Raw genomic sequence first — 21,197 nt, 5'->3', positions numbered from 1 at the left:
TAGCAGCGAAACAAAATCCTGCTGCGCCCAAATCCATCAGGGATAAACGCAGCAGAATTGGATTTCAATCAATGGGGCACGTAAGGCTGCACCGGCACACTTAGCTCACTACCGATAAACATATAGGAGACTAAGCTCGCGCAACCTAAGCACAACAAGTAGATAATCAATACCTTAGCAAGCTTACGTAAGCCGGAGCGCAGGGTCGTGATGCCCCACTTAACCGCCACTCGGTATAAACCAATCATGGCGTGGATGACGACTGCGGGCAGCAACAGGGCGTAGAGCAACCAAGCATTATCGTGATAGACACGCTCGGCCGATAAATGTGGACCAATTTCAGGATTTAAGATCATGGTAAAGAGGTGGACAGGCACTAGGAAAAACAAAATAAAACCCGTGATTAATTGCCAAAACCAAGCATGGGTATCGCGATGTTTAATGCCACCTAAATGTGATCGCAACGCTCGCCACTGCCCAAGCTGCGCCGGAAACCGCCTAAGAGCAACGGCTGCATGTAAAATCACCACCAGCAGCATAAACACTGAGAAGACTTTAGTGACAATCGGAAAGCCATGGCCCGTACTGCTAAACATACCGCCTTCGAGCAACTGCACCACATGGTAAAAGGCCTCTTTACCCAGCAGAATGCTCGACTCGAAATGCATATGTAACAACAGAAAGCAGCCCAGCATAATACCAGTCGCGCTCTGTAATCTATCGGCCTTAGCCGACCAAGGGTGACCTATCCCCTGTGTTTTCACGCTAGTGTGAACGCGCGTTACGCTTGTCATCTTGCTTTTACCCTTTAATGGTTTGTTGACGCCTCTTTGCAAACTACACCATAGCAGCAACAAAAAACGCGGCTGAGTGTCACAGATTTAAAGCGTGAGGCAACTCACGGGATAAGCGTCAACTCTTAGAAGAGGATCACAAAAAAGTCGTAAAAACAAAACAAAGGTAAAACCAATTAACCATTATATTTCATGGCTTTATATTAAAAATCGAAACGAGCGGTTCGATTTTACGTACAACCAACAGCTGACAAGCTAACTCCTTGTCAATGCTGAAATAAACCTCGTTTACTACCCAAAACACCCTAGATTCTTAGCACGAATCCCTCAATCCACCTCCTCACCATCACTAACGTTTAATTGCCATCGAATTCTGCAAATTAGCGCAGTTTGGGTATACAATAGCGCGATATTTTTTAAACCTAGCCACAGGATTTTACCCATGCCTTGGATCCAACTTCGCATTAACACTAACAGTGACGATGCTGAAACCATCAGCGACTTACTTATGGAAGAAGGCGCCGTTTCTATTACCTTTGAAGATGGTAAAGACACCCCAATTTTTGAGCCTAAACTGGGCGAAACCCCTCTGTGGCAAGATACCGTTGTGGTTGCCCTATTCGAGGCAGACACAGATCTCGCACCGACTATCGAGATGCTAAAAACCTTGCCGTTTTTAGGTGAGCATTTCAGCCACAAAATCGAGCAAATTGAAGATAAAGACTGGGTTCGTGAGTGGATGGATAACTACCACCCAATCCAATTCGGTAAACGCCTATGGATTTGCCCAAGCTGGCGTGAAGTCCCTGACCCGAGCGCAGTGAACGTGATCTTAGATCCGGGCCTGGCCTTCGGCACAGGCACTCACCCAACGACAGCACTGTGTTTAGAGTGGTTAGATAGCTTAGATCTCAGCAATGAAGAAGTGATCGACTTTGGCTGCGGCTCAGGCATTCTCGCCGTGGCGGCGCTGAAACTGGGCGCAAAAAAGGTCACAGGTATCGATATCGACTATCAAGCCATCGAAGCCTCTAAAGCCAATGCCGAGCGTAACGATGTTGCCGACCAATTGGCACTTTATCTGCCAGAAGATCAACCCGCCGATCTTAAGGCCAATGTGTTAGTTGCCAATATTCTCGCAGGCCCACTGCGTGAACTTGCCCCCCTTATCGCCGAGCGCGTCAAATCTGGCGGTAAATTAGCCCTCTCAGGACTGCTTAAAGAGCAAGCGCAAGAAATCTCTGACTTCTATAGCCAATGGTTCGACATGGACGAAGCGGCTCACAAAGAAGATTGGAGCCGCTTGACAGGTAAGCGCAAATAACGCTAAAGGGTGGCGCAACATGCGCCACCACTGGCTTAGGCTTATTTTGTCGATGACTTCTCAAGGCTAAAAAGTCAAGAAAAAAAATTGCTCCTAGGTCATTTATTGACCTTTTCACGGCCAATAAAAAGGGCTACTATAGCGCCCCTTTGAAGAGCTAAGGTGAAACAGTAAATGCAGATTGGACCCTATCAACTGAAGAATCAGCTGATCGTGGCACCAATGGCAGGTGTCACCGATCAAGCTTTCCGTAATCTCTGTCTTCGTTATGGTGCAGCCTTAGCGGTTTCCGAGATGCTTTCATCGAATCCTGAAGTTTGGGATACAGATAAGAGCCGCCAGCGTATGACGCATTCCGGCGAGGAAGGTATTCGCTCAGTGCAAATTGCAGGTGCAGATCCAGAGTTAATGGCGCAGGCCGCCCAGTTCAACGTTGAACAAGGTGCCCACATCATTGATATCAATATGGGATGCCCGGCAAAAAAAGTGAATAAAAAGCTGGCAGGTTCTGCCCTAATGCAAAATCCACCCTTAGTGAAAGAAATTTTACAAGCCGTGGTCGCTGCAGTAGAGGTGCCTGTCACGTTAAAGATTCGCACAGGCTGGGAGCCTGAACACAGGAACGGTGTTCAAATCGCCCAGATTGCTGAGGATTGTGGTATCGCCTCGCTCGCCGTTCACGGCCGCACGAGACAATGCATGTACAGAGGCGACGCCGAGTACGACACCATCAAAGCAATTAAACAGAATGTCTCGATTCCTGTTGTCGCGAATGGGGATATCGACAGTCCGGAGAAAGCCCGCTTCGTGCTGGACTATACCGGTGTCGATGCTCTGATGATAGGACGGGGTGCTCAAGGACGGCCTTGGATTTTCAGAGAAATCCAGCACTACTTGGATACGGGTAATAAGCTAGCGCCCATTGAGGTGGCTGAACAGCGTCAAGTGATGCTGGAACACCTCACCAAACTTTATGATTTGTATGGTGAATATAAGGGTATCCGCTTCGCCAGAAAGCATATTGGATGGTACCTAGACCAAGAGGATCAGCGCCAGTTCCGGGCTGACTTTAATCAGCTGGAAACCGCTGCAGAACAGTATTCCCTGGTGGAATATTATTTTGATGAATTAGTACAGAATTAATAAAGAGCAGAATAGAATGTTTGATCAGACAACTAACACAGAAGTTCACCAGCTTACCGTTGGCAAAATCGAAACCGCAAACGGCACTATCAAGCCCCAGTTATTACGTGACGCTGTTAAGCGTGCCGTAACTAACTTCTTCGCACAGTTGGACGGTCAGGAAGCACAAGAAGTGTATGAAATGGTGCTAAGTGAAGTTGAAGCACCTCTGCTTGACATCATCATGCAACACACTCGCGGCAACCAAACCCGCGCAGCAAACATGCTAGGTATCAACCGTGGTACTCTGCGTAAAAAATTAAAGAAATACGGCATGAACTAATCCGCAAGGATTAAGCTGTTGTATTAAAAAGGCGAGTCAGCAATGACTCGCCTTTTTGCTTTATTAGCGACAATTCCCCGCCACAGCAAAGTAATAGAACCGCGCTGACCTTAAGGCAACTTTGCTACTCCCTTAGAGATATTTCACTGCATGAAATGTGATATGCCCGACTAATTTAGTCAGGTTTTATTGCTCGAACATAAAGCTGCAAATATTATGCATGTAAAATTATTCTCGCTTTGGAGTGTTGCTATGTTATCTGCCCATCTCTCATCCGAAAACCCAGTTGAAGTACAGTCAGCCTCAATCACCCCATGGCTTGAACGCAAAGTGGGGGAATTGGTCGCAGAGGATTTTCGCCGCGCCCACGTATTTAGCCAATTTGGTATCGATTTCTGCTGCGGGGGTGGTCGAGCACTCGCCAATGCCTGCGAGCGAGCAGAGGCCAATCCTGAGCAAGTCGTCGCCGCATTGGAGGCCGTTTCCCACTCGGGAGCCAAAGAAGATGAACTCAATCAATTGCCACTCGACCAGTTGATCGATTATATCGAGCGCACACACCATCAATATGTTCGCGCTAAGGCGCCGTTATTGCTCGAATATTCAGAGAAAATGGTACGCGCCCATGGTGAGCATTATGCCGAGATCATTCCTTTCGCTGGCTGGGTGCGCGCCTTAATTGAAGACTTAATGCCGCATTTGATGAAGGAAGAGAATATCCTCTTCCCCGCGATCCGCGCCATGAGCCAAGGTGAACAAGTGCAAGGTTGCTTCGGCCATATAGGCAACCCCATCAATGCGATGCAATACGAGCACGAAGAAGCTGGGCAAATTTTGCAAAAGCTACACGAGTTAACCAATGACTTTACGCCGCCGGAATACGCCTGCACTACATGGCGCGTTTGTTACGCGACTCTGGTCGAGTTTGAGGCAGACTTGCACCGACACATCCATTTAGAGAACAACATTCTCTTCCCTAAGGCGCTACAACTCGCCTAGTACAGACTGCTGATTCACAACAAAGGCCAGCACAACTGCTGGCCTTTGTTATTTTGGCGTGTTACAAAAAGTGGTGTGCTACGCAAGGAGCCGCCGCCATGACATACCCAACATTCGCACTCGATGATATTGGTTCACTGCATGAGTCCGCCCAAGTGGAGTTCAAACTCGCGCGGGGACGCGATGGTCAAGGTCAGCTCCCCGAAGATATTTGGGCGACCTATAGCTCCTTCGCTAACACCTTAGGTGGCGAAATTATCCTCGGGGTACGTGAAGAACATGGGCATTTCACCATTGAAGGCATTCCGAATCCCCTGCCCGTGTTACAGGAGTTTTGGGAAATCCTCGATGATCCAAGCCGCACCAGCCATAATATCCTAGCGATTTCTGATGTGCAGCTAATTGAAATTATGAATAAAAAGCTGATAAGGATTCGCGTGCCACTCGCGCCAGAACACCTAAAGCCCGTGTTTATCGGCACAGATCCTTATACTGGGACTTATTTTCGCGTTGGGGATGCCGACATGCACGCCAGCCGAAGACAAGTCACGCAAATGCTGCGCCGCGCCCATCATTGCACTAAGCAACTCAAGGCGCGTTAAGCCATTAAAAGCCTGCGAGTAAATATCCACCCATAGCGGCAATCGCTACGCCCGATACCCGCATTAAGCTGCGCTGGCCCGTCACGCGCTGCATGCCTAATCCTAACATGACCCCACCAAGATGAATGACCGCAGTGCCAAACAAGAAACCGAAAGCATAGAGTATGGGACTGGCGAGTTCGGGCATTTCCATCCCATGGGCATGGCCGTGGAAAATCGCAAACACGCCCACAAAGGCCATGGCAAATAACAGCGGAAGTTGGCGGTCAAAAGCTATCGCCAGCCCAAGCAATAAGACAGATAGCGCAATGCCAATTTCGACAAAGGGCACCGGAATCGCATACAGGCCTAAAATGCCACCGACCAACATAAAGCACACAAAGGCTAAGGGCACAGTCCAAATGGCGCGGCCGCCCAATTGCGTACTGAGCATGCCCACACTCAACATGGCAAGGAGATGGTCAAAGCCTAAAACGGGATGATTAAAGCCCGCCATAAAACCACCACCGGAGTGGATTTCGTGCGCCGACGCAGGGGCAATAAACGATAGACTCAAGAGGAGCAACAGACTTAAACGCACCATAGCAGTTCCTTGACAGTGATGGCGTAACAACCGAGTGAAAGATATCGAACACTCTACGGCAAAGCCGTGAAGCAATCTTTGATCCTTATCACCTTAAGCTATCGCTTAATTCAGCGGATAACTTAGCTCAACTTTCCTTAAACCAAATTAAGGCAGCAAGATCTCCAGCAGAGCATCGAGGGTCGCAATTTCCATATGGGGTAATAGGGCTGCTATCGGCAGCGACGCCACGCGACCAAAACTCGGGTTGAGCCAGACCGACTGGCAGCCCGCTAAGCGCGCACCGCGAACATCGGCATTCATACTATCGCCAACGTGCAGCAGTTCGTCTAAACCGATATCCAGCCTTTCACAGGCCTGTGAAAACATATCTTTAGCTGGTTTCATCCGCACACCACTACCAGGATGCAGCACAAACTCGAACACCTCACTCAAGCCAATACGCTGTGCGTCCACATTGCCATTGGTGATACCAATCAACCGAAAATGGGCCGATAAGCGCGTGAGCAGCGCCAAGACTTCGTCTGAAACCTGAAAATGGCTGCGATGGAAATAAAAACAATCCAAACCTTCCTGCGCGCCCCGTTCTGCCTCCGACTCGCTATAACCGAGCAGCGAAAGACCTTTATACAGAGTCGCAATTCGCGCCGCCGAGGTGTCATGGGCTAGGGCGGGATTTTGCTGCAGCAACTGTAACTTGAGCAGTCGCCATTGCTGCGGCTGCCAAGCCTGAGTCAGCGGAAAAGCCTGATGCAAAAACTGTGTTAGCTCGGCTTCAGCATTCAGAATGTGAGGCTCGTTATCGTATAAGGTATCGTCGAGATCGAAGCTGATCGCACGAATATTCTGGGGTCTAAGATAACAACGCATTATTTATCCTGTTGTTTTTTCGCTCTAGGATGGGCGTTATCATACACCTTAGCTAAGTGTTGGAAATCTAAACTGGTATAAATTTGCGTGGTCGACAGGTTTTCGTGACCCAATAATTCCTGCACCGCCCGCAAATCGGCACTGGATTCCAGCATGTGCGTCGCAAAGGAATGGCGTAACTTATGGGGATGCACCCGCATAGAAAGCGCCTGCTCCTGACCCCATTTGCTCATGCGCGCCTGAATACTGCGATGGGACAAACGCTTGCCCTTCTCCGTGACAAACAATGCATTATCTTCACAGGAAATTTGTTTGCGGCACTTAAGCCAAGCACTGATGGCCTCTATTGCATAACGCCCAACGGGGACGATGCGCTCTTTGTTGCCTTTGCCCAAAACGCGCACTTCATGCTGGTCGTATTGCACACTGGATAAATCCAGCGCCGCCAGTTCAGCCAAGCGCAATCCACTGGAATAGAACAGCTCCATAATGGCTTTATCGCGCAGGGTCAGCGGATCATTGCCCTCAATCGCAAGCAGATGCGAGATAGAATCAACGTCGATATTCTTCGGTAACGGTTTGGCTTGTTTGGGCGCGCTCAGCCCCTTGGCTGGATTAAGTTCAATCACGCCTGAGCGTAATAAAAACTCTCCCCACTGTTTGATGGCCGACAACCACAATGATAGCGAGCGCGGGCTCAAGCCCTTGCGATGCAGCTTAGCAAGCACCTGTTGCCAATGCTCACGACCCACATTGAGCAGATCAACGCCCTCGGGCAGTAACTCGCTTCCCCGCTGCAATTCATACATATAATTGCGAACCGTATGCGCCGACAACTGGCGCTCAGACTGCATATAGGTTTCAAACTGCTGCAAATAGGACTGACACTGCGGGGTCATCTCCATCTCCTCATCATTACGCAATTGAGGTAAGGCGAACCATGCACCTTAAAGTTTGGCCAGCATATGTGCGAGTAATCGGCGCAATTGTTCGAGCAACATATTGTCCATATCGGGATGGAAATGCGCCGCATCTTGGCTAGCAACGGCAAAAATCATCGGGATCTCATCGGCTAACTTTACTAACGCGACAGAACCCACTTCGCTACCAAACAGGCGTTTCGCTTCCTGCTGGGTTAACCGACCAAAGTAGTAATCCTTGCGCAGACGCTGAGCCCAAATCGCTTGCATCTCCACATCGGCATCTAACACGCTGATCAGACGCACATGGGTAAAATTAAACTGCGTCTTTAAACTATCGGCCAGCACTTCTTTAAGGGCTTCTAAATTAACGCAATTAAGTAACTTAAAAGACAGCTCGGTATTAAAGAGGAATATCTTTTCATTGCGCGCCGCCATCGCCAGCAGACTGGTGATTTCTTCTTCGAGTTGCCCAACCCGTTGGCGCAGTAACTCTTGACGACGCTCGACCAAGGAAATCGCGCCGCGCTCCGAATGGGGTAAACGCATCGCAAGTAACAGCTCGGGATAACGATTAAAAAAGCCCGGGTTATCGAGTAGGTACTCGCGAATAATCAACTCATCGAAGGGAAGATCGGTCTGCGGCATCAAAGGCTCGGTCATAACTGAATTTGTCCATCGTAAACGTGCTGCGCTGGCCCCGTCATCCATAGGGGTTTGCCTTCACCTTCCCAATTGATGGTTAAGGTGCCTCCCGGCAAGTCGACACGTACCTGTTGATCGAGCTTGCCTTGGATTTGTCCTACCACCACAGCAGCACAAGCCCCAGTACCACAGGCTAAAGTCTCGGCCGCACCACGCTCGTAAACTCTAAGCTTGATATGGCCCGAGTTCACCACCTGCATAAAGCCGACGTTTACTCCGCGCGGAAAACGCTCATGCTTAGTGAGCAGTGCACCAACCTCGGCGACATTCGCGTTAGCAACATCTTCCACATCGAGCACACAGTGGGGATTGCCCATGGACGCCGCACCACATAAAAAGGTTTGTTGCGACGTTTGCAGCAGATAGGTTTTTTCGGCCTTCTTGGCTTTGAAAGGAATTTGGCTAGGGTCGAGCACAGGCACGCCCATATTCACAGTGACAGTACCGTCACGTTCGAGGCGTAGAGTCATCTTACCCGCAGAGGTACTTACACGAATTTTATTCTTATTCGTCAGCCCTTTATTACGAACAAAGCGCGCAAAACAACGGGCGCCATTGCCGCAGTTTTCGACCTCACCACCGTCGGCATTAAAGATACGATAGTGAAAATCCAAATCGGGATCATAGGGCGGCTCAACCAGTAAAAGTTGATCGAAACCGACACCAAAGTTACGGTCGGCTAAACGGCGGATCTGCTCAGGCGAAAAGAACACGTTCTGCGTGACACCATCGACCACCATAAAATCGTTGCCCAGTCCGTGCATCTTAGTGAATTGGATCAAGATACTTATCCTTTAAGCCTAGGCGCCGCCATTAACTAGCCAAGCGCCTGAATCAATATAATTTTCTAGTTTACGGCAGGAGTTGCTCACCTTGCCAGAGCTGCGCTAATTTTTCTCGCTCACGCACCAGATAAGCCTTGTCACCATCGACCATCACCTCGGCCGCACGGGGACGAGTGTTATAGTTAGAGGCCATGGCAAAACCGTAGGCACCGCTTGAGCGCACAACCAGTAAATCACCTGCCGCAATCGCAAGTTGTCTGTCTTTACCTAAAAAGTCACCGGTTTCGCACACTGGCCCTACGATATCAAATACTTGCGCTTGTTCATCTCTTGGATTTACCGGAATGATATTTTGCCAAGCGCTATAGAGTGCGGGGCGAATTAAGTCGTTCATCGCGCCGTCGACAATCGCAAAACGCTTATCGCTGTTTTCTTTAAGGTACAGCACCTGAGTGACGAAAATGCCCGCGTTAGCGGCAATGGCACGACCCGGCTCGAAAATTAACTTGAGCTTGCGATCGCCTAAACGTGCGAGCAGCGCGGCGGCGTAAACATCAGGGTGCGGCGGAGTTTCATCATCATAGGTCACCCCTAGACCACCACCCACATCGAAGTGTTCAATCACAATGCCTTGATCCGCCAGACGGTCGATAAGGGCTAACATTCTGTCCATCGCATCGAGGAAAGGTTGGATCTCGGTCAGTTGTGAACCAATGTGGCAATCGACCCCTTTTACCTGCAAATGTGGCAGCGCATGGGCACGGGCGAATACGACTTCGGCCTCATCCATGGCGATACCAAATTTGTTCTCTTTAAGACCCGTCGAAATATATGGATGCGTACCAGCATCGACATCGGGATTCACCCGCAGTGACACGGGGGCAACTTTACCCAAGCGGCCTGCAACCTGATTTAACTGTTCAAGCTCGGCGCTCGATTCGACATTAAAGCAATAAATACCGAGGTTAAGTGCCTGCTCCATTTCGGCAACGGTTTTACCCACGCCCGAAAACACCACTTTGGCCGGGTCGCCACCGGCTTCAATCACCCGCGCTAACTCACCGCCCGAGACAATATCAAAACCACTGCCTAAACGAGCCAAGACGTTTAGCACGGCTAAGTTCGAGTTGGCTTTCACCGCGTAACACACTAAATGTGGATGGTCGGCCACCGCATTGTTAAACGCATGCCAGTGACGTTCGAGCGTCGCACGGGAATAGATATACAGTGGCGTGCCATACTGCTGGGCTAAATCATTGACCCGACAGCCTTCGGCGTACAGGGTATTGTCTTGGTAGAGAAAGTGATCCAATGTCCGGTTCCTTACTGCGCTTTGTTGTAATTATGCTGATTATTATTGTGTTTTTTCAGTTTCAGCTTGAGGCTCCGCCGGGTCGGCAGGGGGTGCTTCACTCTTCGGCGCCTTAATTTCTGTAGGCTGACTCACCTCTGCGGGAGAGGATTTATACAGGGGGCCTTTTTGACCGCATGCTGTAATGAATAGGCTACCAAGCAATAACAATAAAAACAGTCTCATTTTTCTCAACATCTGTGCATCTGGTGACTAATAGCCTTATAATCGCACCCATCTTGACGAAAGCAAAGGACAGAAATGCATGGCCATGACAGATACAGAATTTCACCAGCTCGCCGATGACATGTTCCAAGCGATAGAGACCGCTATCGAAACCGCAATTGATGAACAAGACGCCGATGTCGATATTGATGCCAGCGGTAACGTGTTACAGCTGGAATTTGTCGATGGTTCGAAAATTGTCATCAACAAACAAGAGCCTTTGCATGAGATTTGGGTTGCGACCCGTTTCGGTGGCTATCACTTTGGTTTTGTTGATGGTAAATGGATTGATGGCCGTAATGGTGGCGAGTTTATGCCCTTTGTACAGGACTCAATCCTTCGCCAGAGCGGTATCGCACTGAGCTTCTAATAAGCGCGTGCAGCTTTAACAAGCGGGAGCGATTCCCGCTTAAAACTCCACGTTTGCGTTATTGATATCGACCCCAAAGGGCATGACAGTCAACTCGCCCGCGACCCGCACTAGATGGAAAAACTGCGGAATATTAAACCTCGCCTTCGAAGCATAATACTCATCAAACACATAGTGATGACTCACTTTGTTCACCAATTCCATCATATTCGAGCCCGGCTGCACATAATGGCTGAGCTGATTATCTTCATCGAGAATAAACACATCCAAACTTTCGGGCCGCTGGCGCAGGAAATATTGAATCGCTCCCTTAGCCGCAAAGTTCTGAATAATTTTCGGCATACTCGAAAAGGGATCATCGCCCAACTCGGGCCGAGGCAATTGCACCAAATGACTGCGTGACAACTGCTGATAGAAGGATTTGGCATCGCTCAAGTCCTGATACGCCATCCCCAATGGGTTAAAGAATATCCCATAACGGGTATGACTGATTTGCAGCGGCTGCACTAAAGTGCTCGATTGTTGCACCTGCTGACATAGGCGCACGGTTTGTTTCAGCAGGTTTTTCACCGCTAACTTAAGCTGAGGCCTGAGTTTTTGTGAGCAGCTAATCACATCCATATCCACCGGATGGGTCGCTCGCCTTAATCCCGGCGTGACAAACGATAGCGCCTGCAATACTGCGGTTTCGCCCTCAAAACGGTGGCATTGCCACTCTCCCCAACTATTGAGGCAGATGGCATCGAGAGCGCCGAGCATATTTTCCTTCTTACGGCCTAATGAAAACACGTTGGCATTCATCACATCGACCATCATCTCTTGCCCATTCCAGTGGACGGTAGGGTCGCAGTCGAGATTAAGAACAAAAATCAGCTTTCTAAAATGCCAGGGCTGGCATAGGTCGAGTTTCGACACCCGCCAGTCGTGGTCGATAAAGTTCAATAGCCGCCGCGCCGCCTCGGTTAGGCGCCGAGACTTAACCTTACTCTGGCCAAACTCATACCATTTGGTTTCTGGCGTCGACACGCCGTTCAAGCAGGCCCAGATCATCAATGCCGAGGGAGTTTTCCCCTTACATATCGCCGATTCGCCCAACAGATTTTGCGGTTTTGGCCCCTGGCGATAAAGGTAATATTGGTTTTCCTTAGTGCTAGACACCATGGTCACTTCAGATTCGGCGACCGAGCGACTCCAAAGCAGATTTAACTTAGCAATTTGATCTTCATCTTGGCTGAAGTAAGTGTGCAGCTTGCGGGTGAGCATCCCTAACTCTTCAATCCTGAGTCCCTCATTCAACTCATGGGTCGAGGCGAAGCGCAGCAGCGTTTGGTAACTCGCCAGCAGTAACTCGTTAAGCTGTTCATTGAACCAGTTCAATTGTCCGCTGTGCCAATGCTCACAGTCATCTAAGGTCGAAATCAAGCTGTCGGGCCACTGCCATTCTTGCACGAGTTTTTGCATTTTGGCGTAGCGCCAGTCTTTGCCTTGGTCCGCGACGCTCAAATACACACCACATTTGAGATAAAAACAGCGGCGCACAATCTCGAGTCGACGATTATCATTCTGCTTTAATAGATAGGCTTCGATGACCTCATAAATTGCGTAATAAGCATCGTTAGAGGTGGAAAAATCCCCCGCTAAGGTCTTTTGCCACAACCTGTCGCACAACAGCTGCGAATGGGGATATTCACTCGCATAGGCTTCCAGTAGCAGTACTTTTATCAACGCCTTATGGGGTTTATTGAGGCCTTTATAGAGCTGCCACAGCGACGCCCCAAAGTACTCACTCGCCGGTAGCTCGTGCACATTACCTAGGTACAACAGCTCAGGATTAAGCTTGGCATCGGGCCACCATGCGATGGTTTTACCCGCTAACCGAATTTGGCTGCGGTAAAACTCCTCAAGCAATAACCAATGTTGCGTACTGCCGCTGTGCTCATGGGCCATCGACGATTGGCAACCGGAACGCTGCGATTTATCGCCAGAAAATTGCAACGGGTGAACTAAGTAAAAATTCACCTCAAATTGATATTCGGCAAACCAAGCGGTTAAACGCTCGGCTTTTAATTTGATTAAGGCTAAGTCCTCATCACACAGCTGTGCATGGTGCACTAGCCATACATCCACATCACTCTTGGCATTCTGGCCAAAACTGGCCGTGCTGCCCATGGCATAAACGCCTTCAAAGACTGGATTTTCAACCTCATTGGCAATAAAGGGGAGCTTAAATACATCACAGGCCTGCGCCTCAAGTGAATCAGGACGATAACCTTGGATCCCACACGGCGTGTCGGCATCGACAAAGCCGGGATACTGGACGCTATTCTGCTGAATAAGAAAGGGGATCAAACGGAACAAATGCTTTTGAAGCGGCGACAACAAGGCTAAAGCTCGTGCGATACGAACTTGATTAAGTCTTTCTGCAATATCAGGAAATTGACCTTGCTGATCCATCCAAGAACACGACACTTAAGCACGAGTAAGAAGTGTGCTCATGTTAACACTTTTGCAAAGTTGAGCAACCAAATGAGAAGTTCGTCACACTTTTAGCCAATTTAGAACGCCGCCGACTTCAAAGAATCGATATGCCTTCCTTACATTCACGAATAGCCAATGTTAGCATTGGCGCAACTAAGATCTCGGATGGAAACTAGGCATGTCTGAAAACCGCATACGTATCGCTACCCGCAAGAGTCCGCTGGCCATGTGGCAAGCAGAATTTGTTAAAGCAGAATTAGAACGCGTTCACCCAGGTATCGTGGTGGAGCTATTGCCAATGAGCACTAAGGGCGATGTTATCTTAGACACCCCATTAGCTAAGGTTGGTGGTAAGGGCCTATTCGTAAAAGAACTCGAAGTCGCCATGTTGGAAGACCAAGCCGATATCGCTGTGCACTCGATGAAAGACGTGCCAGTGGATTTCCCCGAAGGCTTAGGACTGGAAGTGATTTGTGAGCGCGAAGATCCGCGCGACGCCTTTGTGTCTAACCTTTATAAGTCAATCAGTGAGTTGCCACTTGGCGCCACAGTCGGCACCTCAAGCCTACGTCGTCAGTGTCAGCTGCGCGCCTCACGTCCAGATCTGATTATCAAAGATCTGCGTGGCAACGTCGGTACTCGCCTCGCGAAACTCGATAACGGCGAATACGATGCGATTATTCTTGCTGCTGCTGGTTTAATCCGCCTGAAATTGTCTGAGCGTATCGCCAGCTTTATCTCTGCGGAAGAATCCTTACCCGCCAACGGTCAAGGTGCTGTCGGTATCGAGTGCCGCACTAACGATGAACGCGTAAAAGCACTCTTAGCACCTTTAGAGCACTTAGAGACTCGCTACCGCGTGATCGCCGAGCGCGCCATGAATACTCGCCTCGAAGGCGGCTGCCAAGTACCTATTGGTGCCTTTGCCGAAATCCACGGTGATGAAATGACGCTGCGCGGCCTCGTTGGTAACCCCGATGGTAGCGAAATCATCGAAGGTGTGATCACAGGTCCAAAGACCGAAGCGACGCAGCTCGGTGTGGCCCTGGCTGAAGAACTACTCAGCAAAGGCGCCAAAAGCATCCTCGACGCTGTTTACGCAAAAGCCTAAGACGATGAAAGTCTTACTGACGCGCCCCGAGGGGCGCAATCAGTCCATGGTCGATGCCTTAACTGAAAAGGGTATCGACCACTGCGTTACCCCGCTCCTCTGTGTTGAGGCAACGCCTCCGCGGCCACCTGACACTTCACATCCCCTAGCCGATGTCGATATGGTTATCTGTATCAGCGCCAATGCGGTGAGCTTTGCTGATGCTGCGTTAAAAGTCGATACTGCCCAAGTTAAAGACTGGCCAAGCGTGCCTTATTTCGCCGTGGGTCATGCGACTTGGGAAGCGCTGCAAGAAAAGGGAATTGAGGCTCTCGAAGCACCGGACGATTGCCAGCAAACGGAAGGCTTGCTGACCCTGCCAGCACTGCAACATATCCAAGGTAAACATATCACTATCATTCGTGGCGTCGGTGGCCGTGAAGCCCTCGCCGAGCAACTGAGTGCTAGAGGCGCGAAGGTGCGCTATTGGGAAGTCTATCAACGCGCTTGCCCGCCGCTCGATGGTGCCGCGGTTAGCCAACAATGGCGAGACTTTGGGATAGATACTATCGTCATAACGAGTGGTGAAGTACTGGATAATCTGATTAATCTAGTGCCAAAAGAGTTATTTGCATGGCTGCGCTCATGTCATATCATAGTCCCCAGTAACCGAGTAGAAGCTCAAGCTCATGCCTTTGGTATAACCCAAGTCACCAATGCCAATGCCGCCAACAGCAAAGCCGTGCTAAACGCCCTTAAACTCTAAGCGCTATTTAGCCCGATTTTACTCGAATTTCGGCAGTAGCATGATTTTAAGGACTGTTAAATGGATAACAACAAGCACGACGCCCAAAGCCCAGAGTCACAGGCTACCCCAGTTCTCGCTCCATCGGTCAAGACCGATGACGCTGCTGCAAAAACCGAAGCGTCTGAACCGCAGGTCAATCAGCTCGAAGATAAAGCCGTCAAACCTGCCGACACTAAGCCGCAAGCCAGCAAACCCGAATCGACCCAAGCGACTCGCCAAGTGGTGCAAGTGAATCGCAGCTCCTGGGCCATTCGTTTCGGTGTACTATTAGCATTAGGTTTAACTGCATGCACCCTCGGTGGTGGCTACTTGCTGTATCAACAAATGCAGCAACAGCTTCAAACGCAAATCCAAGTGCAAACCAACAAAAATCAGGCCTTGCAGGATCAATTACAACAAGCCTTACTCGCCCCGAATCAGCGCATTGCGCAGCTTGAGCAACAACAACTGTCAAATACCAAAACCTTCCAAGAGCTCGCCAAACTCGCCTCGGACCAAAATCAGTTGCAAGACAGGTTAAATAAGCTGGCCCAACGTAGCCCAACCCACTGGATGGCCTCGGAAGCCGAATACTTAGTGAATATGGCGGGGCGTAAGCTTTGGCTCGAAAAAGATCCACGCACGGCAACCGACTTACTAAAGTCAGCCGACGAAACCATTGCCGCAATGAATAACCCTGCTTTACTGCCAATCCGTAAGGCGCTGGCCAAGGATATTGCCGCGACCACCAACATTAAGAGTGCGGATATTGAAGGCAGCGTATTAGCTCTCGATGCCTTAATCGACCAACTCGACAAGTTGCCCCTCAGCCGCGCGGATGCTGACGCAAGCGCCCCTGAAGATACTACCATTTCTGGCGATCTGAATGATTGGCAAAGTAACCTAAGTAAAACTTGGAAAGCGTTAACCCAAGATTTTGTTACCATTCGCCACAGAACCGCCGATGCGCCTGCCCTGCTCGCACCGGAGCAACAATGGTATTTGGTCGAGAATATTCGCCATAAGCTGCTGCAATCGCAACTAGCACTCTATCGCTATGATAGAGCGGCTTATCATCAATCACTGATGATGGCGCGCCAGTGGATCCAAACCTATTTTGATGTTCAAGCCCACCCAACCAGCGAAGCCATTGCCGAGATAGACAAACTGGCGACATTGGAGCTTGACCCTATTACGCTGAAATCCTTTGCCGCTAAACCGCTGTTATTACAGTTAACCAGCTATGGTGAACTCACCTCTTCAGAGGAACCACAGCTATGATTAAGGCATTGATATTTCTTGGGATCATATTAATAGGCCTGTGTATCAGCCCTTGGATTGTCGGCAATACTGGCTATGTGTATATTGCCGCGGGTGATTACCAGCTTGAAACCAGTTTAGTCTTTGGGATCATCATGTTAATCGTGTTCTATGCCCTGTTCCAAGTGTTGGAATGGCTAGTGATCACTCTGATTAATTTGCTGCTTCGCAGCCGTTTTATCCCGCAGCATTGGCGTCGCCGCTCCGCCAAGAAACACACCCTAATCGGCGCACTCGCCATTGCCGAAGAGGATTGGCCTGCGGCAGAACGCGCCATGATTAAAGGGGCTGACAACGGTGAACTGCCAGCATTAAATTTGTTTGCCGCAGCACGTGCTGCGCAACATCAAAATAAAATCACCGAGCGAGATCAATATCTTGCCCGCGCTGAAGCACAGCCTATGACGGCCAATGCGGTAGCGACTACTCGTACACGTTACTTGCTCAAGCAAGGGGAACTCGCCTTAGCCAGAGCGGAACTCGATAAGTTAGCCCCAACCAGCAAGAGTAAAACCCCTGTGCTGAAACTCGCCCTAGAGTTGTACCGGGCGCAGGAAGATTGGGAGGCGCTTAAGCTGTTGCTCCCAATACTGAAGAAACGGCAGATCTTAGAGGATGCCAAGCTAAATGCACTCAGCGTTGAAACCCATTGCGCCCTGTTAAAAGCAGCGAGTCTTAAAGGGGAAAATGCCCTAGAGCAATGCTGGCAATGGCTTTCACGTGATGAACGTAACCAGTCTGAGTTTTTAGCGATTTACGCCATGGGCTTATGCCGCTTCAATCGTAAAGACCAAGCGCTTAAATTACTCTCGAAAAAACTACGTAGCTCGCCTGAGTCGGCACTGTTAGAAGTGATACCACAAATAGTCACCGCCCATGACGAAGAGATCCGCAAGCAATTACTCAAGCATGAAATCACCCATGAGAATAATGCTGATTACCAAAAGTGCTTAGCGCTGTTATATCAACAAACCCGCGATATGAAAGAAGCTAAAACCTGCTGGCAGAATGTGTGTCGTCTCGCCCCAAGCCAAGCGTCTTGGTTATCGCTTGCCCGTATTCAAGAACAACTCGGCGAACAAGGTAACGCAAATCAAAGTTATCGCCAGGCGGTTAACCTGTAATTTGCTATAGCCGCAGCTCCCCTATCGGAGTTGCGGCCCCTCAAATCTAACCAATCACTTCCGTTTTAGCTTGCCTGCACGCCGTTTTAGCAGAATTCATAAAATTTTAATCTCTATACACAGATCAATTTGTTATAAATATGTTTCTATATATAAAACAAAGGTACTAGATGCAGCGTCTATTCTGCTTTAAGATACCACATCTAGTTAAGGCAGATTTAAACGCCAATTTTTCGCACCACTCTCCGTAAAACCCAGTCATAGCAAGTTATCGCGTCGCGTCAAAAAATTGACTTCTTATTAGTACCAAGCTAAAATTTCATCACTTGTATCACTATCCAACACATTTGTTGGATTTGTGCATCTTTGGATTAACACAATCAGGTGTTGGGAGCTTATTATGGGATCGATCATTACAACAAAGAAAGGTTTGCTCAAACTGGTCAAAGGGCAGATCGAAGTCGAGGTTAATGGTTCAAATCAACCCGCTAAGGATGGCGAGCAACTCCCCAAAGGTGCTGTGCTTCATATCGGTGAAAATGCGACCTACGAAATCACCTTTGATGATGGTACTAAGTTATCCAATGAGGTTGAGCCTAGCATTGCTGCCACCCCCAACGCCGGCGGCCAAGCAACCCAAGACGAAATCCAAGCATTACAAGATCTCATTGCATCGGGTGAGGATCCAACCCAAAACTTACCAGAAACCGCCGCTGGTAATGCGCCAGCTGGCCGTGACGGTAACTCAGGCTATGTCACCTTAGCCCGTGATGGCACAGAAGCCTTAGCGACATCTGGTTATTCAACCTCAGGACAAACGTTCACCGCAGCCACAACTGCCGCACCAGAGCAAACCGTAGCAACCGACTCCCCTTCGGTATTAGTTAACGACAGTATTACGGTCGATGAGGATACTGTTGCTTCTGGCAATGTGCTCGATAACGACAGCGATGCCGACAATGTGTTAAGTGTGGTTGGATTTAATATCAACGGAACCGACTTTGCGGCGGGCACAGTTGTTGCGCTCGAAGGTGGCAGCTTTATACTCAATGCCGATGGCTCTTACACCTTTACCCCGAATGAAAACTGGAACGGCCAAGTTCCAGTAATTACCTACACCACCAATACCGGTTCAACTGCAACCTTAACCATTAATGTCACCCCAGTTGATGACCCATCGGTATTAGCCAACGACACTAATACCGTTGCTGAAGATACCGTCGCCACAGGCAATGTGCTCGACAACGACACCGATGTCGATTCCAGCTTAAGTGTGGTGAGCTTTACAGTATCGGGCAGCACCTTTGCTGCAGGCACAACTGTCGCTCTCGAAGGTGGCAGCTTAGTACTCAATGCCGATGGCTCATACAGCTTTACCCCTAATGCAGATTGGAACGGCCAAGTTCCTGTTATTACCTACACCACCAATACCGGTTCAACTGCAACCTTAACCATTAATGTCACCCCAGTTGATGACCCTTCTGCATTAGCTAACGATAGCAATACCGTGCCAGAAGATACCGTGGCTGCTGGCAATGTGCTCGATAACGACAGCGATATTGACAACACACTGTCGGTTGTAAGCTACTCGGTTAACGGACAAACCATTGCAGCAGGCACCGCCGTGACGCTCGAAGGCGGTTCATTACTGATTAATGCCGATGGTTCTTACTCCTTCACGCCCAATGCAAACTGGAACGGCCAAGTTCCTGTTATTACCTACACCACCAATACCGGTTCAACTGCAACCTTAACCATTAATGTCACCCCAGTTGATGACCCTTCTGCATTAGCTAACGATAGCAATACCGTGCCAGAAGATACCGTGGCTGCTGGCAATGTGCTCGATAACGACAGCGATATTGACAACACACTGTCGGTTGTAAGCTACTCGGTTAACGGACAAACCATTGCAGCAGGCACCGCCGTGACGCTCGAAGGCGGTTCATTACTGATTAATGCCGATGGTTCTTACACCTTCACGCCCAATGCAAACTGGAACGGTCAAGTTCCTGTTATTACCTACACCACCAACACTGGCTCAACCGCAACTTTAACGATTGAAGTCACCCCTGTTGATGACCCTTCTGTATTAGCTAACGATAGCAATACCGTGCCAGAAGATACCGTGGCTGCTGGCAATGTGCTTGATAACGATAGCGATATTGACAACACACTGTCGGTTGTAAGCTACTCGGTTAACGGACAAACCATTGCAGCAGGCACCGCCGTGACGCTCGAAGGCGGTTCATTACTGATTAATGCCGATGGTTCTTACACCTTCACGCCCAATGCAAACTGGAACGGTCAAGTTCCTGTTATTACCTACACCACCAACACTGGCTCAACCGCAACTTTAACGATTGAAGTCACCCCTGTTGATGACCCTTCTGTATTAGCTAACGATAGCAATACCGTGCCAGAAGATACCGTGGCTGCTGGCAATGTGCTTGATAACGATAGCGATATTGACAACACACTGTCGGTTGTAAGCTACTCGGTTAACGGACAAACCATTGCAGCAGGCACCGCCGTGACGCTCGAAGGCGGTTCATTACTGATTAATGCCGATGGTTCTTACACCTTCACGCCCAATGCAAACTGGAACGGCCAAGTTCCTGTTATTACCTACACCACCAACACTGGCTCAACCGCAACTTTAACGATTGAAGTCACGCCAGTTAACGATGCGCCTGTAGCGCAAGACAACAATTACACCGCCACCGAAGACACTCTGCTGACAGGGAACATCATCACTGACAATGACGCCACCCACGGTGTCGACAGTGATGTCGACAGCCCAACGCTGACCATCGCCACCATCAATGGCGCCGCTTTCAGTGCCAACGGTACTGACCCTGACCACTTGGGTAGCGATGGCTGGATGCAGATCACTCTGACCAACGGCACCTTATTCATTAAGGCTGATGGCACCACGGACTATCTGCCAAATGCGAACAGCACCGCGGGCGATAGCTTCACGTACACCATCACCGACGGCAGTGCCTCCTCCAACACCGCCACCGTCACTATCGGGGTGAACGCGGTTAACGATGCGCCTGTAGCGCAAGACAACAATTACACCGCCACCGAAGACACTCTGCTGACAGGGAACATCATCACTGACAATGACGCCACCCACGGTGTCGACAGTGATGTCGACAGCCCAACGCTGACCATCGCCACCATCAATGGCGCCGCTTTCAGTGCCAACGGTACTGACCCTGACCACTTGGGTAGCGATGGCTGGATGCAGATCACTCTGACCAACGGCACCTTATTCATTAAGGCTGATGGCACCACGGACTATCTGCCAAATGCGAACAGCACCGCGGGCGATAGCTTCACGTACACCATCACCGACGGCAGTGCCTCCTCCAACACCGCCACCGTCACTATCGGGGT

Annotated in this window: 20 protein-coding genes; 11 read left to right on the top strand and 9 right to left on the bottom strand. The window is 49.6% G+C overall.

What is annotated here, in order from left to right; translation table 11 throughout:
* Positions 1-68: 68 nt before the first annotated feature.
* Positions 69-794, bottom strand: coding sequence for a fumarate reductase cytochrome b subunit (locus CBX96_RS11585; RefSeq protein ID WP_109286799.1), 726 nt, complete (start codon positions 792-794; stop codon positions 69-71).
* A gap of 442 nt (positions 795-1,236) precedes the next feature.
* On the opposite strand from CBX96_RS11585, the gene prmA reads away from it, so the two are divergent.
* The 5 genes from prmA to CBX96_RS11560 all read left to right on the top strand — a co-directional run bounded on the left by prmA (position 1,237) and on the right by CBX96_RS11560 (position 5,184).
* Entirely contained in the window at positions 1,237-2,118 is an 882-nt protein-coding gene (gene prmA / locus CBX96_RS11580) for a 50S ribosomal protein L11 methyltransferase (protein ID WP_109286798.1), read from the top strand.
* A 174-nt stretch (positions 2,119-2,292) separates the two neighbouring features.
* On the top strand, positions 2,293-3,261 hold the full coding sequence (dusB, locus tag CBX96_RS11575) for a tRNA dihydrouridine synthase DusB (RefSeq protein ID WP_011621205.1): 969 nt from the start codon (positions 2,293-2,295) through the stop codon (positions 3,259-3,261).
* 16 nt (positions 3,262-3,277) lie between these two features.
* A complete protein-coding gene (fis, locus tag CBX96_RS11570; RefSeq protein WP_006083371.1) occupies positions 3,278-3,583 on the top strand; it encodes a DNA-binding transcriptional regulator Fis in 306 nt (101 codons plus the stop codon).
* Between the two features lie 252 nt (positions 3,584-3,835).
* Positions 3,836-4,582: an iron-sulfur cluster repair di-iron protein gene (gene ric, locus CBX96_RS11565; RefSeq protein WP_109286797.1), complete on the top strand. Its 747-nt coding sequence runs from the start codon at positions 3,836-3,838 to the stop codon at positions 4,580-4,582.
* Positions 4,583-4,680: 98 nt separating this feature from the next.
* A complete protein-coding gene (locus CBX96_RS11560) occupies positions 4,681-5,184 on the top strand; it encodes a helix-turn-helix domain-containing protein (RefSeq protein WP_109286796.1) in 504 nt (167 codons plus the stop codon).
* A 4-nt stretch (positions 5,185-5,188) separates the two neighbouring features.
* Here the strand turns inward: CBX96_RS11560 and CBX96_RS11555 are convergent, their stop codons facing one another.
* The 7 genes from CBX96_RS11555 to CBX96_RS11525 form a co-directional block, all read right to left on the bottom strand.
* Positions 5,189-5,767 carry a HupE/UreJ family protein gene (locus CBX96_RS11555; RefSeq protein ID WP_011621202.1) on the bottom strand — a complete coding sequence of 193 codons (579 nt, stop codon included), beginning with the start codon at positions 5,765-5,767 and terminating at the stop codon, positions 5,189-5,191.
* Positions 5,768-5,914: 147 nt separating this feature from the next.
* Positions 5,915-6,637 carry an HAD-IA family hydrolase gene (locus CBX96_RS11550; protein WP_109286795.1) on the bottom strand — a complete coding sequence of 241 codons (723 nt, stop codon included), beginning with the start codon at positions 6,635-6,637 and terminating at the stop codon, positions 5,915-5,917.
* Entirely contained in the window at positions 6,637-7,536 is a 900-nt protein-coding gene (gene xerC, locus CBX96_RS11545; RefSeq protein WP_011621200.1) for a tyrosine recombinase XerC, read from the bottom strand. The genes CBX96_RS11550 and xerC overlap by 1 nt, the downstream gene beginning before the upstream one ends.
* Positions 7,537-7,584: 48 nt before the next feature.
* Complete coding sequence (locus CBX96_RS11540; protein WP_109286794.1) at positions 7,585-8,220, bottom strand: DUF484 family protein; 636 nt, start codon at positions 8,218-8,220, stop codon at positions 7,585-7,587.
* Complete coding sequence (dapF, locus tag CBX96_RS11535) at positions 8,217-9,044, bottom strand: diaminopimelate epimerase (RefSeq protein ID WP_086903861.1); 828 nt, start codon at positions 9,042-9,044, stop codon at positions 8,217-8,219. The genes CBX96_RS11540 and dapF overlap by 4 nt, the downstream gene beginning before the upstream one ends.
* Positions 9,045-9,114: 70 nt before the next feature.
* Positions 9,115-10,359, bottom strand: a complete 1,245-nt coding sequence (gene lysA, locus CBX96_RS11530; protein ID WP_109286793.1) for a diaminopimelate decarboxylase — start codon at positions 10,357-10,359, stop codon at positions 9,115-9,117.
* 42 nt (positions 10,360-10,401) lie between these two features.
* Entirely contained in the window at positions 10,402-10,596 is a 195-nt protein-coding gene (locus tag CBX96_RS11525) for a lipoprotein (RefSeq protein ID WP_109286792.1), read from the bottom strand.
* Between the two features lie 67 nt (positions 10,597-10,663).
* Here CBX96_RS11525 and cyaY point away from each other — a divergent pair, with 67 nt between their 5' ends.
* A complete protein-coding gene (gene cyaY / locus CBX96_RS11520; protein ID WP_011621196.1) occupies positions 10,664-10,993 on the top strand; it encodes an iron donor protein CyaY in 330 nt (109 codons plus the stop codon).
* A gap of 39 nt (positions 10,994-11,032) precedes the next feature.
* On the opposite strand, the gene CBX96_RS11515 is transcribed toward cyaY, so the two are convergent.
* A complete protein-coding gene (locus tag CBX96_RS11515; protein WP_109286791.1) occupies positions 11,033-13,447 on the bottom strand; it encodes a class I adenylate cyclase in 2,415 nt (804 codons plus the stop codon).
* Positions 13,448-13,649: 202 nt separating this feature from the next.
* Here CBX96_RS11515 and hemC point away from each other — a divergent pair, with 202 nt between their 5' ends.
* The 5 genes from hemC to CBX96_RS11490 form a co-directional block, all read left to right on the top strand.
* The gene (gene hemC / locus CBX96_RS11510) at positions 13,650-14,582 is read left to right on the top strand and encodes a hydroxymethylbilane synthase (RefSeq protein ID WP_109286790.1); all 933 of its coding nucleotides are present in this window, start codon (positions 13,650-13,652) and stop codon (positions 14,580-14,582) included.
* 4 nt (positions 14,583-14,586) lie between these two features.
* On the top strand, positions 14,587-15,327 hold the full coding sequence (locus CBX96_RS11505; protein ID WP_109286789.1) for a uroporphyrinogen-III synthase: 741 nt from the start codon (positions 14,587-14,589) through the stop codon (positions 15,325-15,327).
* A gap of 60 nt (positions 15,328-15,387) precedes the next feature.
* On the top strand, positions 15,388-16,629 hold the full coding sequence (locus tag CBX96_RS11500; RefSeq protein ID WP_109286788.1) for a uroporphyrinogen-III C-methyltransferase: 1,242 nt from the start codon (positions 15,388-15,390) through the stop codon (positions 16,627-16,629).
* The gene (locus CBX96_RS11495) at positions 16,626-17,792 is read left to right on the top strand and encodes a heme biosynthesis HemY N-terminal domain-containing protein (protein WP_109286787.1); all 1,167 of its coding nucleotides are present in this window, start codon (positions 16,626-16,628) and stop codon (positions 17,790-17,792) included. Before CBX96_RS11500 ends, CBX96_RS11495 begins: the two co-directional genes overlap by 4 nt.
* A 400-nt stretch (positions 17,793-18,192) precedes the next feature.
* Positions 18,193-21,197, top strand: a 3,005-nt coding sequence (locus tag CBX96_RS11490) for a retention module-containing protein (protein WP_146194341.1), incomplete at its 3' end; no start/stop codon positions are given.

This window comes from Shewanella sp. BC20 (genome assembly GCF_003129585.1).
Taxonomy (GTDB): Bacteria; Pseudomonadota; Gammaproteobacteria; order Enterobacterales; family Shewanellaceae; genus Shewanella; species Shewanella seohaensis.
This window is presented reverse-complemented; position numbering and strand designations above follow the sequence as displayed.